Below are 17,114 nucleotides of genomic sequence, written 5' to 3'. Positions count from 1 at the left end.
GGACCTGCGCCGCTACCTGCGGCTGATCCACCCGCGGTGCGTGTTCCCCCACTGCAACCGGCCCGCGGCCCGCGCGCAGATCGACCACCGCCGCGAATACGACCACACCGCACCCGAACTCGGCGGAAAGACCACCGCCGAGCAGATCCAACCGCTGTGCATCAGCCACCACCAACTCAAAACAGCAGGCCAGTGGATCGACGCCCGGCTACCCGACGGCCGGATCCTGTGGACCGCACCCGACGGCAGGCGCTACATCGTCGACCCCACCGGCATCATGCTGCAACTCTTCCCCGACCTCACCCGCATCGAATGGGACCTCCCCACGGCGTCGCCGGAGACTGCCGACACTCGCACAGCGCAACCCGGCGGCCGCACCCGCCTGCAACGCGAACACGCCCGCCGCGAACGCCGCCGCCGCGACACCGTCACCGCGTTCCAGGCCGAAAAGGACCGGAAAGCCCTGCCCAACAGCGAGGTCGAGATCGACATCATGCGCGTCATCGGCATGCCCCACCAACGACCAGCCCCGACGTTCGACAGCCCACCGCCCTACTGAGAGCCGGCGCTCACCATGGCATGACGCCCTCAGGCGACGCGGAACAGCAGACCTATCGCCGCTGCAGTGGCGTCATCTTCCGCTGCGCGGCGGGGATCGCGAGGGCGAGCAGGCCGCGCAACACCCCCTTGGCGATATCGAGGTTGTCGAAGTAGTCGCGCCACAGCACGATCTGACCGTCGCGCACGTCGAACCGCCCGCACACCCAGAACCGGGCGGCCAGCGGTCCCACGCGCAACTCGTCGATGCGCTCGGTGAGGACCACGGCACCGTCGGACGCGATGGAGGTGACCTCCACACCGAATCCGAGCCCGGGCCGCGCGAGCGCCCGGATCACACGGCCCGCGCGCTCGCGCCCCCGCAGAGTGGGCAGGCCGACGTTCGTGTAGACCACGTCATCGGAGAATGCGGCGACGGTATCCTCCGCGCGTCCGTCCGCCAGGTTCGCAAGGAACTCCAGCACCGTCGCCTGCTCGTCGAGTACAACCGCCTCAGTCATGGGCCCGACAGTACCTCGGCCCAAGCACCCACGTCGTCCGCCCGAGGGCGGAGATGCGGCGCGCCAGGACCCCGGGAACGACAACGGCGCCTCGAACCCTGGGGTTCGAGGCGCCGTCCGCGTTCGGTCGACCGCGTCAGGAACTGAGCTTGATGCTCAGTGTGACGCCGATGATGCACACGGTCCAGACGATCCCGACGAAGATCGTGACCCGGTCGAGGTTCTTCTCCACCACCGACGAGCCCGAGAGCGATGACTGCACACCGCCGCCGAACAGCGACGACAGGCCGCCGCCCTTACCGCGGTGGAGCAGGACGAGCACCACCAGCAGCAGGCTCAGCACGATGATGGCGATCTTCAGCACCAGCTGCAAAGTTTCCACGAGAATGCAGTCTACCTTCCGGTCGTCGGTCGACGGTCAGCGCGCCCGCGTCAGAGCGGTCCGCCCGCGGCGATCGCGCTCAGCGCCGCGAACTCGTCCGGCTTGAGCGAAGCGCCGCCCACGAGGCCGCCGTCGACGTCGGTCTGCGCGATGAGCTCGCCGACGTTCTTGCTCGACACCGAGCCGCCGTACAGCACGCGGATCCCCGCCGCGACCTCGGCGCCGCCCAGCTCGGCAACGGTGGCACGGACCGCCGCGCACACCTCCTGCGCGTCCTGCGGGGTGGCGACCTTGCCCGTGCCGATCGCCCAGACGGGCTCGTAGGCGATCACGGTCTTGGACAGCTCGTCGGCGGTGAGGCCGGCGACGGAACCCTTGAGCTGCTCCACGTTGTAGGCGACGTGCGTGCCCTGCTCGCGGATGTCCAGGCCCTCGCCGATGCACACGATGGGCGTGAGCCCGTGCCGCAGCGCCGCCTTGGTCTTGGCGAGGACGATCTCGTTCGTCTCCCCGTGGATCGTGCGGCGCTCGCTGTGCCCGACCACCACGTAGGTGCAGCCGAGCTTGGCGAGGAAGGCGCCGGAGATGTCGCCGGTGTAGGCACCTGAGTCGTGCGGCGAGAGGTCCTGCGCGCCGTAGGTGATCTTCAGGTCGTCACCGTCGACTGCGGTCTGCACCGAACGCAGGTCGGTGAACGGCGGGATGACCGTCACGTCGACGTGCGCGAAGTACTTGTCCGGCAGCGCGAACGCCAGCTTCTGCACCACCGCGATCGCCTCGAGGTGGTTGAGGTTCATCTTCCAGTTGCCGGCGATGAGCGGCTTGCGACTCATGACTAGCCCCTTTCCAGGACCTGCAGCCCCGGGAGCTCCTTGCCCTCGAGGTACTCCAACGACGCGCCGCCGCCGGTCGAGATGTGGCTGAAGCCGTCCTCGTCGAGGCCGAGGGTCCGCACGGCGGCCGCGGAATCGCCGCCGCCGACCACGGTGAACGCGCCGCCCGTCGTGGCCTTGATGACCGACTCGGCGACGGCCTTGGTTCCCGCGGCGAACGCCGGGAACTCGAAGACGCCCATCGGGCCGTTCCAGAACACCGTCTTCGCCTCGGTGAGCACGGACCCGAAGCGCCGCGCGGACGCGGGGCCGATGTCCAGGCCCATCCAACCGTCCTCGATCGCGTCCGCAGCCACGGTCTTCGACGTGGCATCGGCGGCGAAGGCGTCCGCGACCACGACGTCGACCGGCAGGTGCAGCACGTCGCCGAATTCCTCCAGCAGCTGCTTGCAGGTGTCGATCTGGTCCTCCTGCAGCAACGAGGTGCCCACGGAGTAGCCCTGCGCCGCGAGGAAGGTGAAGGCCATGCCGCCGCCGATCACCAGGGTGTCGACCTTGGGTGCCAGCGCGCGGATGACACCGAGCTTGTCGGAGACCTTCGAGCCGCCGAGCACCACGGCGTACGGGCGCGACGGGTTCTCCGTCAGCTGCGCGAGCACCCGCACCTCGGCCTCCACGAGACCGCCGGCGTACGCCGGGAGCAGCTTCGCGACGTCGAACACGGACGCCTGCTTGCGGTGCACCACGCCGAAGCCGTCGGAGACGAAGGCGCCCTCGCCGGCGTGCGAGGAGACCTCCACGAGTTCGGCGAGGTCCCGGGCGAGCGCCTCGCGCTCCGCGTCGTCCTTGCTGGTCTCGCGCGGGTCGAAGCGCACGTTCTCCAGCAGGAGCACGTCACCGTCGGTGAGGCCCTCCGCGCGGGCGAGCGCGTCCTGGCCCACCACGTCGCCGGCCAGCTGGACGTTGCGGCCCAGCCGCTCCCCCAGCTCCTTGGCGACGGGTGCGAGCGAGAACTTCGGGTCGGGCGCGCCCTTGGGGCGACCGAGGTGCGCCGTGACGATCACCTTGGCGCCGGCCTCGGCGAGCGCGTTGAGGGTGGGCACCGAGGCGATGATGCGGCCCGCGTCGGTGATCACGCCGTTGTCGTCGAGCGGCACGTTCAGGTCGCTGCGGACCAGCACGGTGCGGCCCTCGACGCCCTCGGACAGCAGGTCGGAAAGTGTGGAAACGGTCATCAGAGCGATTTACCTACCAGATCAGTGAGGTCCACGAGGCGGTTGCTGTAGCCCCATTCGTTGTCATACCAGGAGACGACCTTAGCCTGATCTCCGATCACCTTGGTCAATCCCGCGTCGAAGATCGAACTGGCCGGGTCGGTGACGATGTCGGAGGAGACGATCGGGGCGTCGTAGTACCGGAGAATGCCCTTCAGCGGCCCCTCCGCGGCCGCCTTCATCGCGGCGTTGATCTCCTCGGCTCCGGCCTTCTTCTCGAGCTCCACGGTCAGGTCGGTCACCGACCCGGTGGGGATCGGCACACGCAGCGCGTAGCCGTCCAGCTTGCCCGCCAACTCCGGCAGCACCAGGCCGATGGCCTTGGCCGCGCCGGTCGAGGTGGGTACGACGTTGATCGCGGCGGCACGAGCGCGACGCAGGTCCTTGTGCGGACCGTCCTGAAGATTCTGGTCCTGCGTGTAGGCGTGGACCGTGGTCATCAGTCCGCTGACGATGCCGAACTCGTCGTTGACCACTTTGGCGAGCGGCCCGAGGCAGTTGGTAGTGCACGAGGCGTTGGAAATGACGTCCTGGCTGCCGTCGTACTTGTCGTCGTTGACGCCCATCACGATCGTGATGTCGGCGTCGGCCGCGGGCGCGGAGACGATGACCTTCTTGGCGCCGGAATCGAGGTGGCCCTTGGCTTTATCGCGGGCGGTGAAGATCCCGGTCGACTCGATCACAACATCCACGCCGAGGTCGCCCCAGGGCAACGCCGCCGGCCCTTCGCGCACCGCCAACGCGGTGATGCTCTGATCTCCGACGCGGATGACATCGCCTTCGGCCACGATGTCGGCGTCGTACCGGCCGAGGATCGAATCGAAGTTCAGGAGGTGGGCGAGGGTGGCGTTGTCGGTGAGGTCGTTGACCGCCACGATCTCGATGTCGGTCGTACCGAGCGCCTTCTGGGCCGCGACCGCCCGGAAGAAGTTCCGGCCGATCCGGCCGAACCCGTTGACGCCTACTCGAACAGTCACAGTGGAGCTCCTTCGGGTGAGGAATGCCTGCCCGTCAACGGTAGCTCCCGCGCACCCACCCCGCTCGGTTGTCGACAGTGTCCGATCGGTGCCGTTCATGCCCGTTCGGGCCTGCTTCAGCCCTCGTCGAGCATGTCCGCGGTGACGGCGGACTCGGTGTCCGGCACACCGTCGGTGGCCGCCCGCTTGTCGGCCATCGAGAGCAGCCGGCGGATCCGCCCGGCAACGGCGTCCTTGGTCATCGGGGGGTCGGCGAGCTGGCCGAGCTCCTCCAGCGAGGCCTGACGGTGTTGCACGCGTAGCGATCCCGCCTGCGCGAGGTGATCGGGCACGTCCGAGCCGAGGATCTCGAGCGCGCGCTCGACCCGCGCGGCGGCGGCCACGGCGGCCCGGGCGGACCGTCGGAGATTGGCATCGTCGAAGTTCGCCAGACGGTTCGCGGTGGCCCGGACCTCGCGCCGCATGCGCCGCTCCTCCCACACCAGGCGCGTGTCGTTCGCACCCATGCGGGTCAGCAGCGCACCGATCGCCTCGCCGTCGCGGACGACGACGCGGTCCGCACCACGGACCTCGCGGGCCTTCGCCGTGACGCCGAGCCGGCGCGCGCAACCGACGAGGGCGAGCGCGACCTCCGGGCCCGGGCAGGACACCTCGAGCGCGCTGGAGCGCCCCGGCTCGGTGAGCGAGCCGTGGGCGAGGAAGGCGCCGCGCCAGGCGGCCTCCGAGTCGTGCACCGAGCCGCCGACGATCTGGGAGGGCAGGCCGACGACGGGGCGCCCGCGCATGTCGAGCAGGCCGGTCTGCCGCGCGAGGGCCTCGCCGTCCTTGACCACGCGGACGATGTACCGCGCGGCCTTGCGCAGGCCGCCCGCGCCGAGGACGTGCACGTCGGAGTTGTAGCCGTACAGGTCGAGGATCTCCTTGCGGAGGCGGCGGGCGGTGATCCCCATGTCCACCTCGGCCTCGACGATCACCCGGCCGCCCTGGATGTGCAGGCCGCCCGCGAACCGCAGGAGGGAGGCGACCTCTGCGCGACGCGCGCTCACCTGGGTGATGGAGAGCCGACTGAGCTCGTCCTTGACCTGGGATGTGAGCGCCACTGCGCCGTCCTTCCGGCTTCGAGTACGGATTGTGTGAAGAGACATTCACTGTAGGCCATTACCGGGAGCAACGGTGACGTCGGCGAGGCCCGGCGCCCGAGGGGCCTCTCGACGTGGCGGTTCTCCGCCGAATTTCGTCCGGTCGGATGACACGCCCGGTGCGGATCGATGACACGCCCGGTGCGGATCCACATCGGGTCAGGTGGCCAACACCGCCCGCAGCCCGCGCGCCAGGGCGAGCGGATCGTGCTGGTGCGATCCGGGGACGCCCACGTCGACGAAGTGCGGACGGGCCCCGAACAGCGCGGTCGCGCGGACCAGGTGCTCACGTTCGGTGCCCGGCGGCACCGTCGCGGCGTCGACGATGATGTCGTCGAAGGCCAGGCCCTCCGCGTGCGCGGCGAGCACGTGCAGGTGCCGCTCCGGCGAGTACCCGCCGGTCTCCTCCGGCTCGGGCGCCAGGTTGAGGATGAGCACGCGGCGCGCGGACGTGCGCTGCAGCGCGTCGAGCTGCTCGGGGACCAGCACGTGCGGGATGACGGAGCTGAACCACGAACCGGGCCCCAGGGTCACGACGTCGGCGGCCATGATCGCGTCGATCGCGTCCACGCAGGCCTCCGGATGCGGGGGCAGCAGCCGCACCCGCCGCACCTGGCCCGGGGTCACGGCGACGGCCACCTGGCCGCGGATCACGCGCGAGAGGCGCGGATCATCCTCCAGCCCGGTCACATCGGCCTCGATCCGCAGCGGGCCGGGCACCATCGGCAGCACCCTGCCCTGCACCCCGAACCTGTCCCCGATGGCGTCGAGCGCCTCGACGGGGTCGCCCAGCACCTCGCACAACCCGGCGAGCAACAGGTTCCCCACCGGGTGACCGGCCATCGCCCCACCGCCGCCGAACCGGTGCTGCAGGATCCCGGCCCAGAACTCGCCACGCTCATCGTCGGGCATGAGTGCCGCGAGCGCCATCCGCAGGTCCCCCGGGGGAATGATGCCCAGCTCCCCGCGCAACCGGCCGGATGATCCGCCGTCGTCGGCGACGGTGACGATCGCCGTGATCTCCGCGTCCAGTGCGCGGGCCGCACGCAGGGTGGCGAACAGTCCGTGACCGCCGCCGAGCGAGGCCACCTTCAACGGTGCAGTCATTCCAGCCCCAGATCCCGGTGCGCCGCACGCACTTCGATGCCCGGCTCGCCCGACAGCCGACGCACCAGTTCCTCCGTCATCGCGACGCTGCGATGCTTGCCGCCGGTGCAGCCGATCCCCACGGTGAGGTAGGTCTTGCCCTCCCGGCGGTAGCCGTCGAGCAGCGGGTCGAGCAGCTTCGCGTACGTATCGAGGAACTCCGATGCCCCGCTCTGCCCCAGCACGTATCCGGACACCTCGGCCGTGAGGCCGTTGAGCGGCCGCAGTTCCGGCACCCAGAAGGGATTCGGCAGGAACCGAACGTCCAGCACCATGTCCGCGTCGAGCAGGATCCCGTTCTTGAAGCCGAACGATTCGACGGTGACGGTGATCGTCCCGGACCGCAGGGTGCGGAAGGAGTTCTCGATCGTCTCGCGCAGCCGGGCCACCGACAGGTTCGAGGTGTCCAGCACGAGGTCGGCCGTCGACCGGATGGGCTGCAGGATCCGGCGTTCCGCGGCGATCCCCTCGGCGAGCGTGCCACTGCCCTGGAGCGGATGCTTGCGGCGCACCTGCTCGAACCGGCGGATCAGCGTCTCGTCCGAGGCGTCGAGGAACAGCACCCGCGGCTCGATGTCCTTGCCCTCGAGTTCGCGCCGGATGTTCGCGAAGTCGCCCGTGAAGGTGCGGGAACGCACGTCCGTGACGATGCACAGGCGGTGGATCCGCGACTCGTCCGTCAGCGAGATGTCCACCATGTTGCTGATCAGCGCGGGCGGCAGGTTGTCGGCGACGTACCAGCCGAGATCCTCGAGGACCTTCGCAGCCGTGCCGCGGCCCGCACCGGACAGCCCGGTCACGAGCAGGACGTCCATCGGGCCGTCGCTGCGGTGCTCGCCGACGGTCCGCTCCTCCGCTCTGGTCTCCCGGTCCCCGGTCGGGCGCACGGTCCCCTCCTCGTCGCTCGTCGGTACCGCACCCAGCCTAGAGTCTTCAGACGTGTCCCGCCCTCACACCGTCGTACTCCTCGCCGCCGCCCTCGCGGCGGCGGCGTCCGTGCTGGTCGCGCCCGTCGCGTCGGCCGACACCGTGCCGGGCACCGTCGGGCTCGATCCGCTCCTCGCGCAGGCCTACTCGGCCGCGTACCGCGCCGCGGCCGCGGAGGGCGTGGTGCTCAGTGTCACGTCCGGCAAGCGCTCCTGGGACCAGCAGGAGGCGCTGTGGACCCAGGGCGTCGCGGAGTACGGCTCGCCCGCCGCCGCACGCCGATGGGTACTGCCGCCGGCGGAGTCCACGCACGTCAGCGGCGACGCCGTGGACGTGGGCCCGCTGCAGGGCGCGGCGTGGTTGCAGGCGAACGGGAACCGGTGGGGCCTGTGCCGCACCTTCGGCAACGAGTGGTGGCACTTCGAGCTCGCCACCTCGGCCGGCGGCCAATGCCCGCCGACGGTGCCCGATGCCTCGGTCCGCTGACGTGCGCTGAAGCTGCGCGAGGTCTCGCAGAAGCATCCCCGCCGGTCGCGGGCCGGTGTTAGGTTGCGAGGATCTCGCTCCTTGGAGGACTCCATGTTCCATCTCAGGTCTGCGGCGGCAGCCGCGCTCGTGATCCCCCTCGCCGTGGCGGGGTGCGGGACGTCCGGGTCGGACGCCGGCTCGTCCGGCGGACCGTCGTCGGTGACGATCGCGGCGGGTGGCTGCGACGCGACCGGCGCGGCGGGCACCATGTACCAGCCCTCGGCCACTTCGTCGCCGAACGGTCCGCGGGACATCAGTACCAACCCCGAGGGCTCGTCCGGCTACCGGTCCGGCCTCCCGGTCACCCACACCAAGGACTACGCGGTGGCCACCGCGAACCCGATCTCGACGAGGGCCGCCTGCGAGGTGCTCGCCAAGGGCGGCACCGCCGCCGACGCACTCGTCGCGGCGCAGACGGTGCTCGGGCTCGTGGAGCCCCAGTCCTCCGGGATCGCGGGTGGCGCCTTCCTGCTCTACTACGACGCGAAGACCAAGAAGGTCCAGGCCTACGACGGCCGGGAGACGGCGCCCGCCAGCGCCGACGAGAACTACCTGCGCTGGATCTCGCCCACCGAGCGGACGACACCGAAGCCCGACGCCCGGTCGTCGGGGCGGGCGATCGGCGTCCCCGGCGCGCTCCGCCTGCTCGAGGCGGTCCAGGGCGAGCACGGCAACAAGACCTGGCGCGAGCTGTTCGATCCGGCGGTGAAGCTGGCCGACGACGGGTTCGAGATCAGCCCGCGCCTGGCCGGCGCGATCTCCGACGAGTCGAAGAACTTCGTGAACGACGCGGACCTCAAGGCCTACTTCCGCGAGCCCGACGGTGCGCCGAAGAAGGCGGGCGTCAAACTCACCAACCCCGCCTACGCGAAGACTCTGGGCGCCATCGCATCCGAGGGCGCGAAGGCGTTCTACACCGGCGCGATCGCCGACGCGATCGTGGCGTCCGTGCACGACACCACGGGCGGCCGCACCGCCGGCACGATGACGACGGAGGACCTGTCGAAGTACGCCGTGAAGATCCGTGAGGCCGTCTGCACCCCCTACCGCGACCGCGAGCTGTGCGGCATGCCCGCACCCTCGTCGGGCGGGATCACGGTCGCGCAGGCTCTCGGCATCCTGGGCTCCTTCGACCTGTCGAAGCTCGGACCGGCCGCGGTGCACGGCGCGGATCCCGGCCCCGACGGCGGCATCCCGACCGCGGAGGCGATCCACCTGATCTCCGAGGCCGAGCGGCTCACGTACGCGGACCGCGACAAGTACATCGCCGACCCCGACTTCATCCCGCTGCCCGGCGGCTCCCCCGCCGCGCTCGTGGACCCCGCGTACCTGGCGGGCCGGGCCAAGCTCATCGACCGGAACAAGACGATGGGTACCGCCAAACCCGGCGAGTTCGACACCGCCACACCGGGTGTCACCACCACACCCGAGCACGGCACCAGCCACATCACGGTGCTCGACAAGTACGGCAACGTGGCGTCGATGACCACCACCGTCGAGTCGGCGTTCGGCTCGTACCACATGGTCGACGGCTTCCTGCTCAACAATCAGCTCACCGACTTCTCCGCGGAGCCCACCGATTCCACCGGGCAGCCGGTCGCGAACCGGGTGCAGCCGAACAAGCGGCCCCGCAGCTCGATGTCGCCGACGATCCTGTTCGCCCGCGGCTCCGACGGTGGCCGCGGAGACGTGCTCGGCGCGCTCGGATCCCCCGGCGGCGCCGTCATCATCCAGTTCGTGATCAAGACGATCATCGGGCTCACGGACTGGCAGCTCAACCCGCAGCAGGCGGTGGGCATGGTGAACTTCGGCGCCGCCAACTCGCCGAAGACGAACGTGGACAGCGCCCATCCCGTGCTGGCGACCGAGGAGGGGAAGAAGGTCGTCGAACAACTGCGGGCGCTCGGCCATCAGCTCAACCTCGCGCCGCAGGTCTCCGGATTGTCGGCGATCGTGAAACAGGGCGATGTCTACGCCGGCGGTGTCGACCCGCGCCGCGAGGGGGTCGTTCTCGGCGGATCCTGACCCATCAGGCCGCCAGGAGCACCGCGGAGCCGACCACGCGCAGCCGCACCGCGTCGCCCGCCGCGGGCAGCTCGGTGCTCGGGTGCCGGAGAACGACGACGGTCCCGTCGCCCAGTGCGACGGTGACCGTCGCGTCCGGACCGAAGAACTCCACCCGGGTGACGGTGGCGGGCACGCCCTCCCCCGCGATCCGGATCTGCTCGGGCCGCAGCAGTATGGTCCGCTTCGCACCTGCGCCATCGGAGGTGGCCTCCGCCAGCGGGATCCGCCCCAGCGCGGTGTCGGCGACGGCGCCCTCGACGGCACCGTCGAGCAGGACGATGTCACCGAGGAACCGGGCCACGACCTCGGACTCGGGACGCGCGTAGACCCCCGCCGGCGGGCCGACCTGCGCCAGGGCACCGTCGCGCAGCACCGCGACCTGGTCGGCGAAGGAGAGCGCCTCGGCCTGATCGTGCGTGACGAGCACCGTGGTGATCCCGGCCGCCCCCAGGACCTCCGCGACAGCGGCGCGCGTCGACACGCGCAGGCCCGCATCGAGGGCGGAGAAGGACTCGTCGAGCAGCATGATCCGCGGGCGGCCCGCGAGGGCGCGCGCCAGGGCGACCCGCTGCTGTTGGCCGCCCGAGAGCTCGTGCGGATAGCGCCGCGCGAGTGCGGGATCCAGCGAGACCGTCTCCAACAACTCGCCGACTCGCCCGGCCGCGGCCCGCCGCCGCACCGGCAGTGACGGCCCCATCGCGAAGGCGATGTTGCGGGCGACCGACAGGTGCGGGAACAACGCACCGTCCTGCGCCACGTAACCGACGCCCCGCCGATGGGCCGCGACCCAGGCCGTGCCGGAGGCCAGCTGGCGATCGCCCAGACGCACGCTGCCGGCGTCGGGTCGCGCGAACCCCGCGACCAGGCGCAGCAACGTCGTCTTACCGGATCCCGAGGGGCCCACGACCGCGGTGATCGAGCCGGCGGGCACCGTCAGGTCCACCTCCCGCAGCACCGTCTCCGCGCCGAAGCGCTTGGTGAGTCCGCGCAGTTGCAGCTCGGCGCCCGTGTGCGTGCGATCGTCGCTCATCCGTCTCCCCCGGCTCGGGTGCTGCGTCCGGCGGACCGTCGGGACTGCTGGAACAGTAGGTAGGTGGTGGGTAGGGACAGCAACACCATCGCGAGCGCGTAGGGCGCGGCCCCGGCGTAGTCGATCTCGCTGCTCTTCGCCCAGAACTCGGTCGCGAGGGTGCGAGTGCCGTTGGGCGCGAGGAGGAGCGTCGCCGTGAGCTCGTTCGTGACCGCCAGGAAGACGAGGGCCGCGCCCGCGGCCGAGGCGGGCGCGGTGAGCCGCGCAGTGATGCGCGCGAACGCCACCGGCGGCGCGGCGCCCAGCGCGCGGGCGGCCTCCTCCAACGACTGCGGGGCCTGCGCCAGTCCGGCGCGCAGCCCGACGGCGGCGCGCGGCAGGAACAGCATGACATAGGCCACCACGAGCACCGTCGCGCTCTGGTACAGGTCCGGGAACGCCCGGATGGAGACCGTGACCAGCGCGAGCCCGATGACGATGCCCGGCATCGCGCTGCTCACGTACGTGGACGCCTCCAGCGTGCGGGTGATCCGGTTCGGCGCCCGGACGGCGAGGTAGGCCAGCGGGAACGCGGCGGCGACGGTGAGCACCGCCGTCGCCGCGCCGTAGCCCAGCGAGGTGCCGAGGGCCTCGATCAGGTCGGCCGGCACCGTCGCCGCAGCACCGCGTACGGTCCACCGCACGACGAACCACAGCGGCAGCCCGAGCGCCGCGGCGACGAGGGCCAGCAGCGCCAGCTGCGCGCCGATGTGAAGCCGGCCCAACGGGATTCGAGCGGGCACCGCGACGGCACCGGAGCCGATGCGCGCGTACCGGGCCTTGCCGCGCGCCGCCATCTCACCGACCAGCAGGAGCAGGCACAGCACCGCGAGCACGCCGGCGAGCATCGATCCCGCGGCGCCGTTGAAGGTCGACTGGTACTGCACCATGATCGCCGTGGTGAAGGTGTCGAACCGGATCATGGCGAAGGCGCCGTACTCGGCGAGCAGGTGCAGCGCCACCAGCACCGCGCCGCCGAGGGCGGCCAGGCGCAGCTGTGGGAGCACGACGCGCACGAACACCGCCCAGCGGCCCAGGCCCAGCGCGGCGGCAGATTCCTCGAGGGCCGGGTCGAGCCGGCTCAGCGCGGCGGCCACCGGGATGTAGACGAGCGGGTAGTAGAAGAGCACGGCGATGAGCACCCCGGACCACAGGCCGCCGAGCGACGGAATCGCGGACACCCAGCCGTAGCTCCCGACGAACGCGGGGATCGCGAGCGGCGCGGCGAGCAGCAGCGACCACGCCCGGCGGCCCCACAGCACGGTCCGCTCGACCAGCCACGCGCCGGCCACGCCGACGACGACGCTCAGCGGCACGGCGATCAGGGTGAGCAGCACGGTGTTGGCGAGCAGCTCACCGACGCGGGGGCGGAACACCAGCCGGACGGATTCCGCCCAGCCGGTGTCGATCGCGGAGTAGACGACGAAACCCAGAGGCACTGCCGCGACCGCCGCAATGGCGGCGGCCGCGATGGTGAGCAGCCTCAGAGCAGCCCCGCCTCGGTCATCAGTGTCACGACTTGCGGGCCGTTGAGCTTCCCCGGGTCGACGGTCGGCGCCTGCAGGTCGGCCATGGGGACCAGCTTCGGGTTAGCCGGGACGTCGGACGCCACGGGGTACTCGAACGAGGTGCCCTTCTCCAGGACCTCCTGGCCGGTCTTGGAGGTGATGAACCTCAGCAGCTGCTGCGCCTGGGCCTGCTTCTTCGAGGACTTGAGCACGCCGCCGCCCGAGACCGACACGAAGGCGCCCGGGTCCTGGTTCTTGAAGTAGTGGGTGCCCACGTTGCCGGAGTTCTCGCCGGTCTTGGCCTGGTCTCCGTAGAAGTAGTAGTGGTAGATCAGCGCGGTGTCCACCTCGCCGGCGTTGACGGCCTTCATCGCGGCGCCGTTGCCCTTGTAGGCCGTGGCGCCCGCCTTCATCGCGGCGAGCCAGTCCTTGGTCGCCTGCTCCCCCTTGAGCTGGAGGTACGCGGAGACGATCGCCTGGAAGTCGGCGCCCGACGGCGAGGCGCTCCAGCGCCCCTTCCACTCCGGGCTCGCGAGGTCGGTCATCGACTTCGGCAGCTGCTCGGGGGTGAGCTTGCGCTTGTCGTAGACCAGCACGGTGGAACGGGCGGCGATGCCGGTCCACTTCCCCGTCGACGGCTTGAGACCCGCACCCACCTGGGCGAGGGTCGCCGCGTCGACATCCGCGAACAGGCCCTTGTTCTCGACCTGCGTCATGGCCGGCGAGTTCTCCGTGAGGAAGACGTCCGCGGGCGAGCGATCGCCCTCGGCGATGATCTGCTGGGCCAGCTCCGAGTCCTTGCCCTGCCGGATCGTGACCTTGATGCCGGTCTGCTCGGTGAACTTCGCGACCCACTCCTTGGTGAGGCTGTCGTGCTGGGCGTTGTAGAGAGTCAGGTCACCGCCCGCGGCACCGGCGCTCGACGGTGCGGCACCGTCGCTGCTCGAGCCACAGGAGGTGATCGTGAGGGAGGCCACCGCCACCAATGCGGCGGCCAGGGTGGTACGCGTGCGCAACGACATCGTCGAATCCTTTTCTTGTGCAACGAAATCACTCACGGCGGGCGGGAGTAAGGCGACGCTACACTAACCAGCCGGAGCGAAGGGAACGAACCCCCGCATATCCGACACCTCAGAGCACGAGGACCGCGGCGAGGGTCGCCGCCACCGCCAGGATCAGACCGTGGCCGGCGAACCGTCGCGCATCGATCCGCACCCCCGCGCGGGCGCACCGCTCTCGCCACAGGAGCGTGGCCAAGGACGCCCACAGCGTGACGACCGGTGCCACGCCGACGCCGATCAGGAGCGCCATGAGCCGGACGGGCTCGCCCGTCGCGGTGGGTTCGAGTGCGAGGTAGGCCGGCAGGTTGTTGACGCCGTTCGCGGCGAGGGCCCCGACCCCCGCCAACCGCAGCAGGTCCGACGGTGCCGTGCCCGCACCCGCGACCGAACGCAGCACGTCCTCCAGGCCGAGCCGCAGCGCCACCTGGAGCAGGGTGAACACGACCGCGAGGATGATCACCATCCGCCACGGCACCTCGACCTCGCGGAGCAGCCGCGGCTGCCGGACCGCGAGCGCGCCGACCAGGACCACCGCGGCCACCGTCGCCGCCGCCCAGGGCGGGACGCCGAACGCGAACGCGGGCCCGAGCACGGCGCAGGCCACCGCGGCGATGCCGAACAGGACCCGGTCCGGCGGCGGCGCGTGCTCCGGTACGACGTAGGTGCCGCGCAGCGCCCGGCGGTGCAGCGACCACAGCACCACCACGGTGACCGCGATCGCGGCCAGCGCGGGCCGCCACGACAGCGCCAGGTACGCGCGCACGCCGCCGTCGAAGTGGTACACGGCAAGGAGATTCGTGAGATTGGAGACCGGCAGCAGCAGCGACGCGGTGTTCGCCAGCCACACCGTGGTCATCGCGAAGGGCAGCGGTGCGATTCCCAGGCGCAGCGCCGCCGCGAGGACCACCGGGGTCAGCAGAACCGCGGTCGTGTCCAGGCTCAGGACGATGGTGGCCACACACGCGACCAGGACCACCCACAGCCACATGAGCAGCACCCGGCCGCGGCCGAGCCGGGCGGCCAGCACCCCCAGTGCCTCGAAGACGCCGGCGAGCTGCGCGACCTCGGCGACGACCGTGATCGCGAGGAGGAAGACGAGGACGGGGGCGACCTGCGCCACGACGCTCGAGACGCTCATGCGATGTCGGTCCGCAGACCGTCGAGCACGGTGCGCGCCGTGGTCAGCCCGATCCCGGGCACCTCGACGATGTCCTCCAGGCTCGCCTCTCGCAGCTTGGCCACGGACCCGAAGTGCTTGATGAGCGCGGCCTTCCGCGTATCCCCGAGGCCGGGGATCGCGTCCAGCGCGCTGACCGTCATCCGCTTCGACCGCTTGTTGCGATGGAAGGAGATCGCGAACCGGTGCGCCTCGTCGCGCACCCGCTGCAGCAGGAACAGCGCATCGGAGCTGCGCGGGAGGATGACCGGATCGTCCTCGCCGGGCACCCACACCTCCTCGAGCCGCTTGGCGAGGCCGATGACCGCGACATCGGTGACCCCGAGCTCGTCGAGCACCTCCTGCGCGGCCGCGGCCTGGGGCGCGCCACCGTCGACCACGTAGAGGTTCGGCGGGTACGCGAACCGGCGGGGCCGCCCCGTCTGCGGATCGATCGCGGCCTCCGGGGCCAGGTCGCCACCGTCGCCCGAGTCCGCGACCGGGTCGGTCGCCGCGTCGGCCGTCCCGGCGCCGGCACCGCCGTCGGCCTTGTGGCGCAGGAAACGGCGGCGGGTGACCTCGGCGATCGACGCCACGTCGTCGCTGTGGCCGTCGCCTGCGGCCTCCTTGATGCCGTAGTGGCGGTAGTCCGATTTCTTGGCCAGCCCGTCCTCGAAGACGACCAGCGAGGCCACCACGTCGGAGCCCTGGATGTGACTGATGTCCACGCACTCGATGCGCAGCGGCGCCTCGTCCAGATCCAGCGCGTCCTGCAGCCCCTGCAGGGCCGCCGACCGGGCCGTGAGATCGCCGGAGCGCTTGAGCTTGTGCTGATGCAGGGCCTCGACGGCATTGCGTTCGACCGTCTCCATCAGGGTGCGCTTGTCGCCGCGCTGCGGGATCCGCAGCGAGACGCGGGCGCCCCGCAAGCCCGAGAGCCAGTCCTGCAGCTCCTCCGCGTCGTCCGGCAGGCCGGGGACGAGAACCTCGCGCGGTACCGGGTTGGGCGCGTCCGCACCCGACTGCTTCGCCCGCTCCGCCTCCTCGCCGTAGAACTGGGTGACGAACTGCTCCAGCAGCTCCGCGTGCTCGTTCTGCTCCGCATCCCCGGGCTTCTCCACCACCCACCCGCGCTGGCCGCGGACCCGGCCGCCACGGACGTGGAAGATCTGCACCGCGGCCTCGAGCTCGTCCGCGGAGAAGGCGATGACATCGGCGTCGGTGCCGTCGCCGAGCACCACGGCCTGCTTCTCGACGGCCTTGCGGAGGGCCGAGACATCGTCGCGCAGGCGCGCGGCGCGCTCGAAGTCCAGCTCCTCGCTGGCCGTGAGCATGTCGTTCTCCAGCTGCTTGATCAGGTTGTCCGTCCGGCCGGCGAGGAAGTCGCAGAAGTCCAGGACGATGTCCCGGTGCTGCTCGGCCGTGACGCGACCGACGCACGGCGCCGAGCACTTGTCGATGTACCCGAGCAGGCAGGGGCGCCCCATCTGGCTGTGCCGCTTGAACACTCCCGCCGAGCAGGTGCGTGCGGGGAAGACGCGCAGCAGCAGGTCCAGCGTCTCGCGGATGGCCCAGGCGTGGCTGTACGGGCCGAAGTAGCGCACACCCTTGCGCCGCGGCCCGCGGTAGACGTACAGCCGCGGGTACTCCTCGTTGAGCGTGACCGCCAGCATCGGGTAGGTCTTGTCGTCCCGGTAGCGGACGTTGAACTGCGGGTCGAACTCCTTGATCCAGTTGTACTCGAGCTGCAGCGCCTCGACCTCGGTGCCCACCACGGTCCACTCGACGGACGCCGCGGTGGTGACCATCTGCTGGGTGCGCGGGTGCAGGCCGTAGACATCGGCGAAGTAGGAGTTCAGCCGGCTGCGCAGCGACTTCGCCTTGCCGACGTAGACGACCCGGCCGTGCTTGTCCCGGAACTTGTACACACCGGGCTGCGTGGGAATGGTGCCCGGTGCGGGGCGGTAACTCTGCGGATCGGCCACCCCA

General features: G+C 70.9%; 16 protein-coding genes. 3 read left to right on the top strand and 13 right to left on the bottom strand.

All coding sequences use genetic code 11. The annotated features are described in order from the left end of the window. Positions 1 to 559 (top strand): HNH endonuclease signature motif containing protein (locus HF999_RS20385; RefSeq protein ID WP_168547639.1); only part of this gene is annotated, 559 nt, incomplete at its 5' end. 52 nt (positions 560 to 611) lie between these two features. On the opposite strand, the gene HF999_RS20380 is transcribed toward HF999_RS20385, so the two are convergent. From HF999_RS20380 to rapZ, 8 genes are all read right to left on the bottom strand, one after another. Further along, complete coding sequence (locus HF999_RS20380) at positions 612 to 1,058, bottom strand: limonene-1,2-epoxide hydrolase family protein (RefSeq protein ID WP_168547638.1); 447 nt, start codon at positions 1,056 to 1,058, stop codon at positions 612 to 614. Positions 1,059 to 1,194: 136 nt separating this feature from the next. Beyond that, positions 1,195 to 1,431: a preprotein translocase subunit SecG gene (secG, locus tag HF999_RS20375; RefSeq protein ID WP_168547645.1), complete on the bottom strand. Its 237-nt coding sequence runs from the start codon at positions 1,429 to 1,431 to the stop codon at positions 1,195 to 1,197. A gap of 59 nt (positions 1,432 to 1,490) precedes the next feature. Beyond that, positions 1,491 to 2,273, bottom strand: a complete 783-nt coding sequence (tpiA, locus tag HF999_RS20370) for a triose-phosphate isomerase (RefSeq protein ID WP_168547636.1) — start codon at positions 2,271 to 2,273, stop codon at positions 1,491 to 1,493. Between the two features lie 2 nt (positions 2,274 to 2,275). Beyond that, entirely contained in the window at positions 2,276 to 3,508 is a 1,233-nt protein-coding gene (locus HF999_RS20365) for a phosphoglycerate kinase (protein WP_168547635.1), read from the bottom strand. Beyond that, positions 3,508 to 4,524 (bottom strand): type I glyceraldehyde-3-phosphate dehydrogenase, encoded by a 1,017-nt coding sequence (gap, locus tag HF999_RS20360; RefSeq protein WP_168547634.1) that lies wholly within the window; start codon positions 4,522 to 4,524, stop codon positions 3,508 to 3,510. Before gap ends, HF999_RS20365 begins: the two co-directional genes overlap by 1 nt. Before the next feature lie 116 nt (positions 4,525 to 4,640). Next, positions 4,641 to 5,624 carry a DNA-binding protein WhiA gene (whiA, locus tag HF999_RS20355; protein ID WP_168547633.1) on the bottom strand — a complete coding sequence of 328 codons (984 nt, stop codon included), beginning with the start codon at positions 5,622 to 5,624 and terminating at the stop codon, positions 4,641 to 4,643. A 198-nt stretch (positions 5,625 to 5,822) separates the two neighbouring features. Next, a complete protein-coding gene (locus HF999_RS20350; RefSeq protein ID WP_168547632.1) occupies positions 5,823 to 6,770 on the bottom strand; it encodes a gluconeogenesis factor YvcK family protein in 948 nt (315 codons plus the stop codon). After that, on the bottom strand, positions 6,767 to 7,624 hold the full coding sequence (gene rapZ / locus HF999_RS20345; RefSeq protein ID WP_168547644.1) for an RNase adapter RapZ: 858 nt from the start codon (positions 7,622 to 7,624) through the stop codon (positions 6,767 to 6,769). The genes HF999_RS20350 and rapZ overlap by 4 nt, the downstream gene beginning before the upstream one ends. 124 nt (positions 7,625 to 7,748) lie before the next feature. On the opposite strand from rapZ, the gene HF999_RS20340 reads away from it, so the two are divergent. Together HF999_RS20340 and ggt are read left to right on the top strand one after the other, a co-directional pair. Further along, the gene (locus HF999_RS20340; RefSeq protein ID WP_168547631.1) at positions 7,749 to 8,222 is read left to right on the top strand and encodes a M15 family metallopeptidase; all 474 of its coding nucleotides are present in this window, start codon (positions 7,749 to 7,751) and stop codon (positions 8,220 to 8,222) included. A gap of 93 nt (positions 8,223 to 8,315) precedes the next feature. Next, entirely contained in the window at positions 8,316 to 10,289 is a 1,974-nt protein-coding gene (ggt, locus tag HF999_RS20335; protein WP_168547643.1) for a gamma-glutamyltransferase, read from the top strand. 4 nt (positions 10,290 to 10,293) lie between these two features. Here the strand turns inward: ggt and HF999_RS20330 are convergent, their stop codons facing one another. The 5 genes from HF999_RS20330 to uvrC all read right to left on the bottom strand — a co-directional run bounded on the left by HF999_RS20330 (position 10,294) and on the right by uvrC (position 17,110). Then, on the bottom strand, positions 10,294 to 11,361 hold the full coding sequence (locus HF999_RS20330) for an ABC transporter ATP-binding protein (protein WP_168547630.1): 1,068 nt from the start codon (positions 11,359 to 11,361) through the stop codon (positions 10,294 to 10,296). Continuing rightward, a complete protein-coding gene (locus tag HF999_RS20325) occupies positions 11,358 to 12,887 on the bottom strand; it encodes an ABC transporter permease (protein ID WP_210734013.1) in 1,530 nt (509 codons plus the stop codon). Before HF999_RS20325 ends, HF999_RS20330 begins: the two co-directional genes overlap by 4 nt. Beyond that, the gene (locus HF999_RS20320) at positions 12,884 to 13,930 is read right to left on the bottom strand and encodes an iron ABC transporter substrate-binding protein (protein ID WP_168547629.1); all 1,047 of its coding nucleotides are present in this window, start codon (positions 13,928 to 13,930) and stop codon (positions 12,884 to 12,886) included. Before HF999_RS20320 ends, HF999_RS20325 begins: the two co-directional genes overlap by 4 nt. 109 nt (positions 13,931 to 14,039) lie before the next feature. Further along, complete coding sequence (locus tag HF999_RS20315; protein ID WP_168547628.1) at positions 14,040 to 15,107, bottom strand: SLC13 family permease; 1,068 nt, start codon at positions 15,105 to 15,107, stop codon at positions 14,040 to 14,042. Then, complete coding sequence (gene uvrC, locus HF999_RS20310) at positions 15,104 to 17,110, bottom strand: excinuclease ABC subunit UvrC (protein WP_068569094.1); 2,007 nt, start codon at positions 17,108 to 17,110, stop codon at positions 15,104 to 15,106. Before uvrC ends, HF999_RS20315 begins: the two co-directional genes overlap by 4 nt. Between the last annotated feature and the right edge of the window lie 4 nt (positions 17,111 to 17,114).

It is taken from the genome of Tsukamurella spumae (genome assembly GCF_012396015.1).
GTDB classification, from domain to species: domain Bacteria; phylum Actinomycetota; class Actinomycetes; order Mycobacteriales; family Mycobacteriaceae; genus Tsukamurella; species Tsukamurella spumae.
The sequence above is the reverse complement of the archived record's forward strand: the minus strand, read 5'-3'. Positions and strand labels throughout refer to the sequence as shown.

Bases quoted from the DNA above. Each gene is read 5' to 3' on its own strand.
- tpiA (WP_168547636.1), bottom strand. From the start codon at position 2,273: ATGAGTCGCAAGCCGCTCATCGCCGGCAACTGGAAGATGAACCTCAAC.
- rapZ (WP_168547644.1), bottom strand. From the start codon at position 7,624: ATGGACGTCCTGCTCGTGACCGGGCTGTCCGGTGCGGGCCGCGGCACG.
- HF999_RS20380 (WP_168547638.1), bottom strand. From the start codon at position 1,058: ATGACTGAGGCGGTTGTACTCGACGAGCAGGCGACGGTGCTGGAGTTC.
- HF999_RS20350 (WP_168547632.1), bottom strand. From the start codon at position 6,770: ATGACTGCACCGTTGAAGGTGGCCTCGCTCGGCGGCGGTCACGGACTG.
- ggt (WP_168547643.1), top strand. From the start codon at position 8,316: ATGTTCCATCTCAGGTCTGCGGCGGCAGCCGCGCTCGTGATCCCCCTC.
- HF999_RS20330 (WP_168547630.1), bottom strand. From the start codon at position 11,361: ATGAGCGACGATCGCACGCACACGGGCGCCGAGCTGCAACTGCGCGGA.
- HF999_RS20320 (WP_168547629.1), bottom strand. From the start codon at position 13,930: ATGTCGTTGCGCACGCGTACCACCCTGGCCGCCGCATTGGTGGCGGTG.
- HF999_RS20315 (WP_168547628.1), bottom strand. From the start codon at position 15,107: ATGAGCGTCTCGAGCGTCGTGGCGCAGGTCGCCCCCGTCCTCGTCTTC.
- HF999_RS20365 (WP_168547635.1), bottom strand. From the start codon at position 3,508: ATGACCGTTTCCACACTTTCCGACCTGCTGTCCGAGGGCGTCGAGGGC.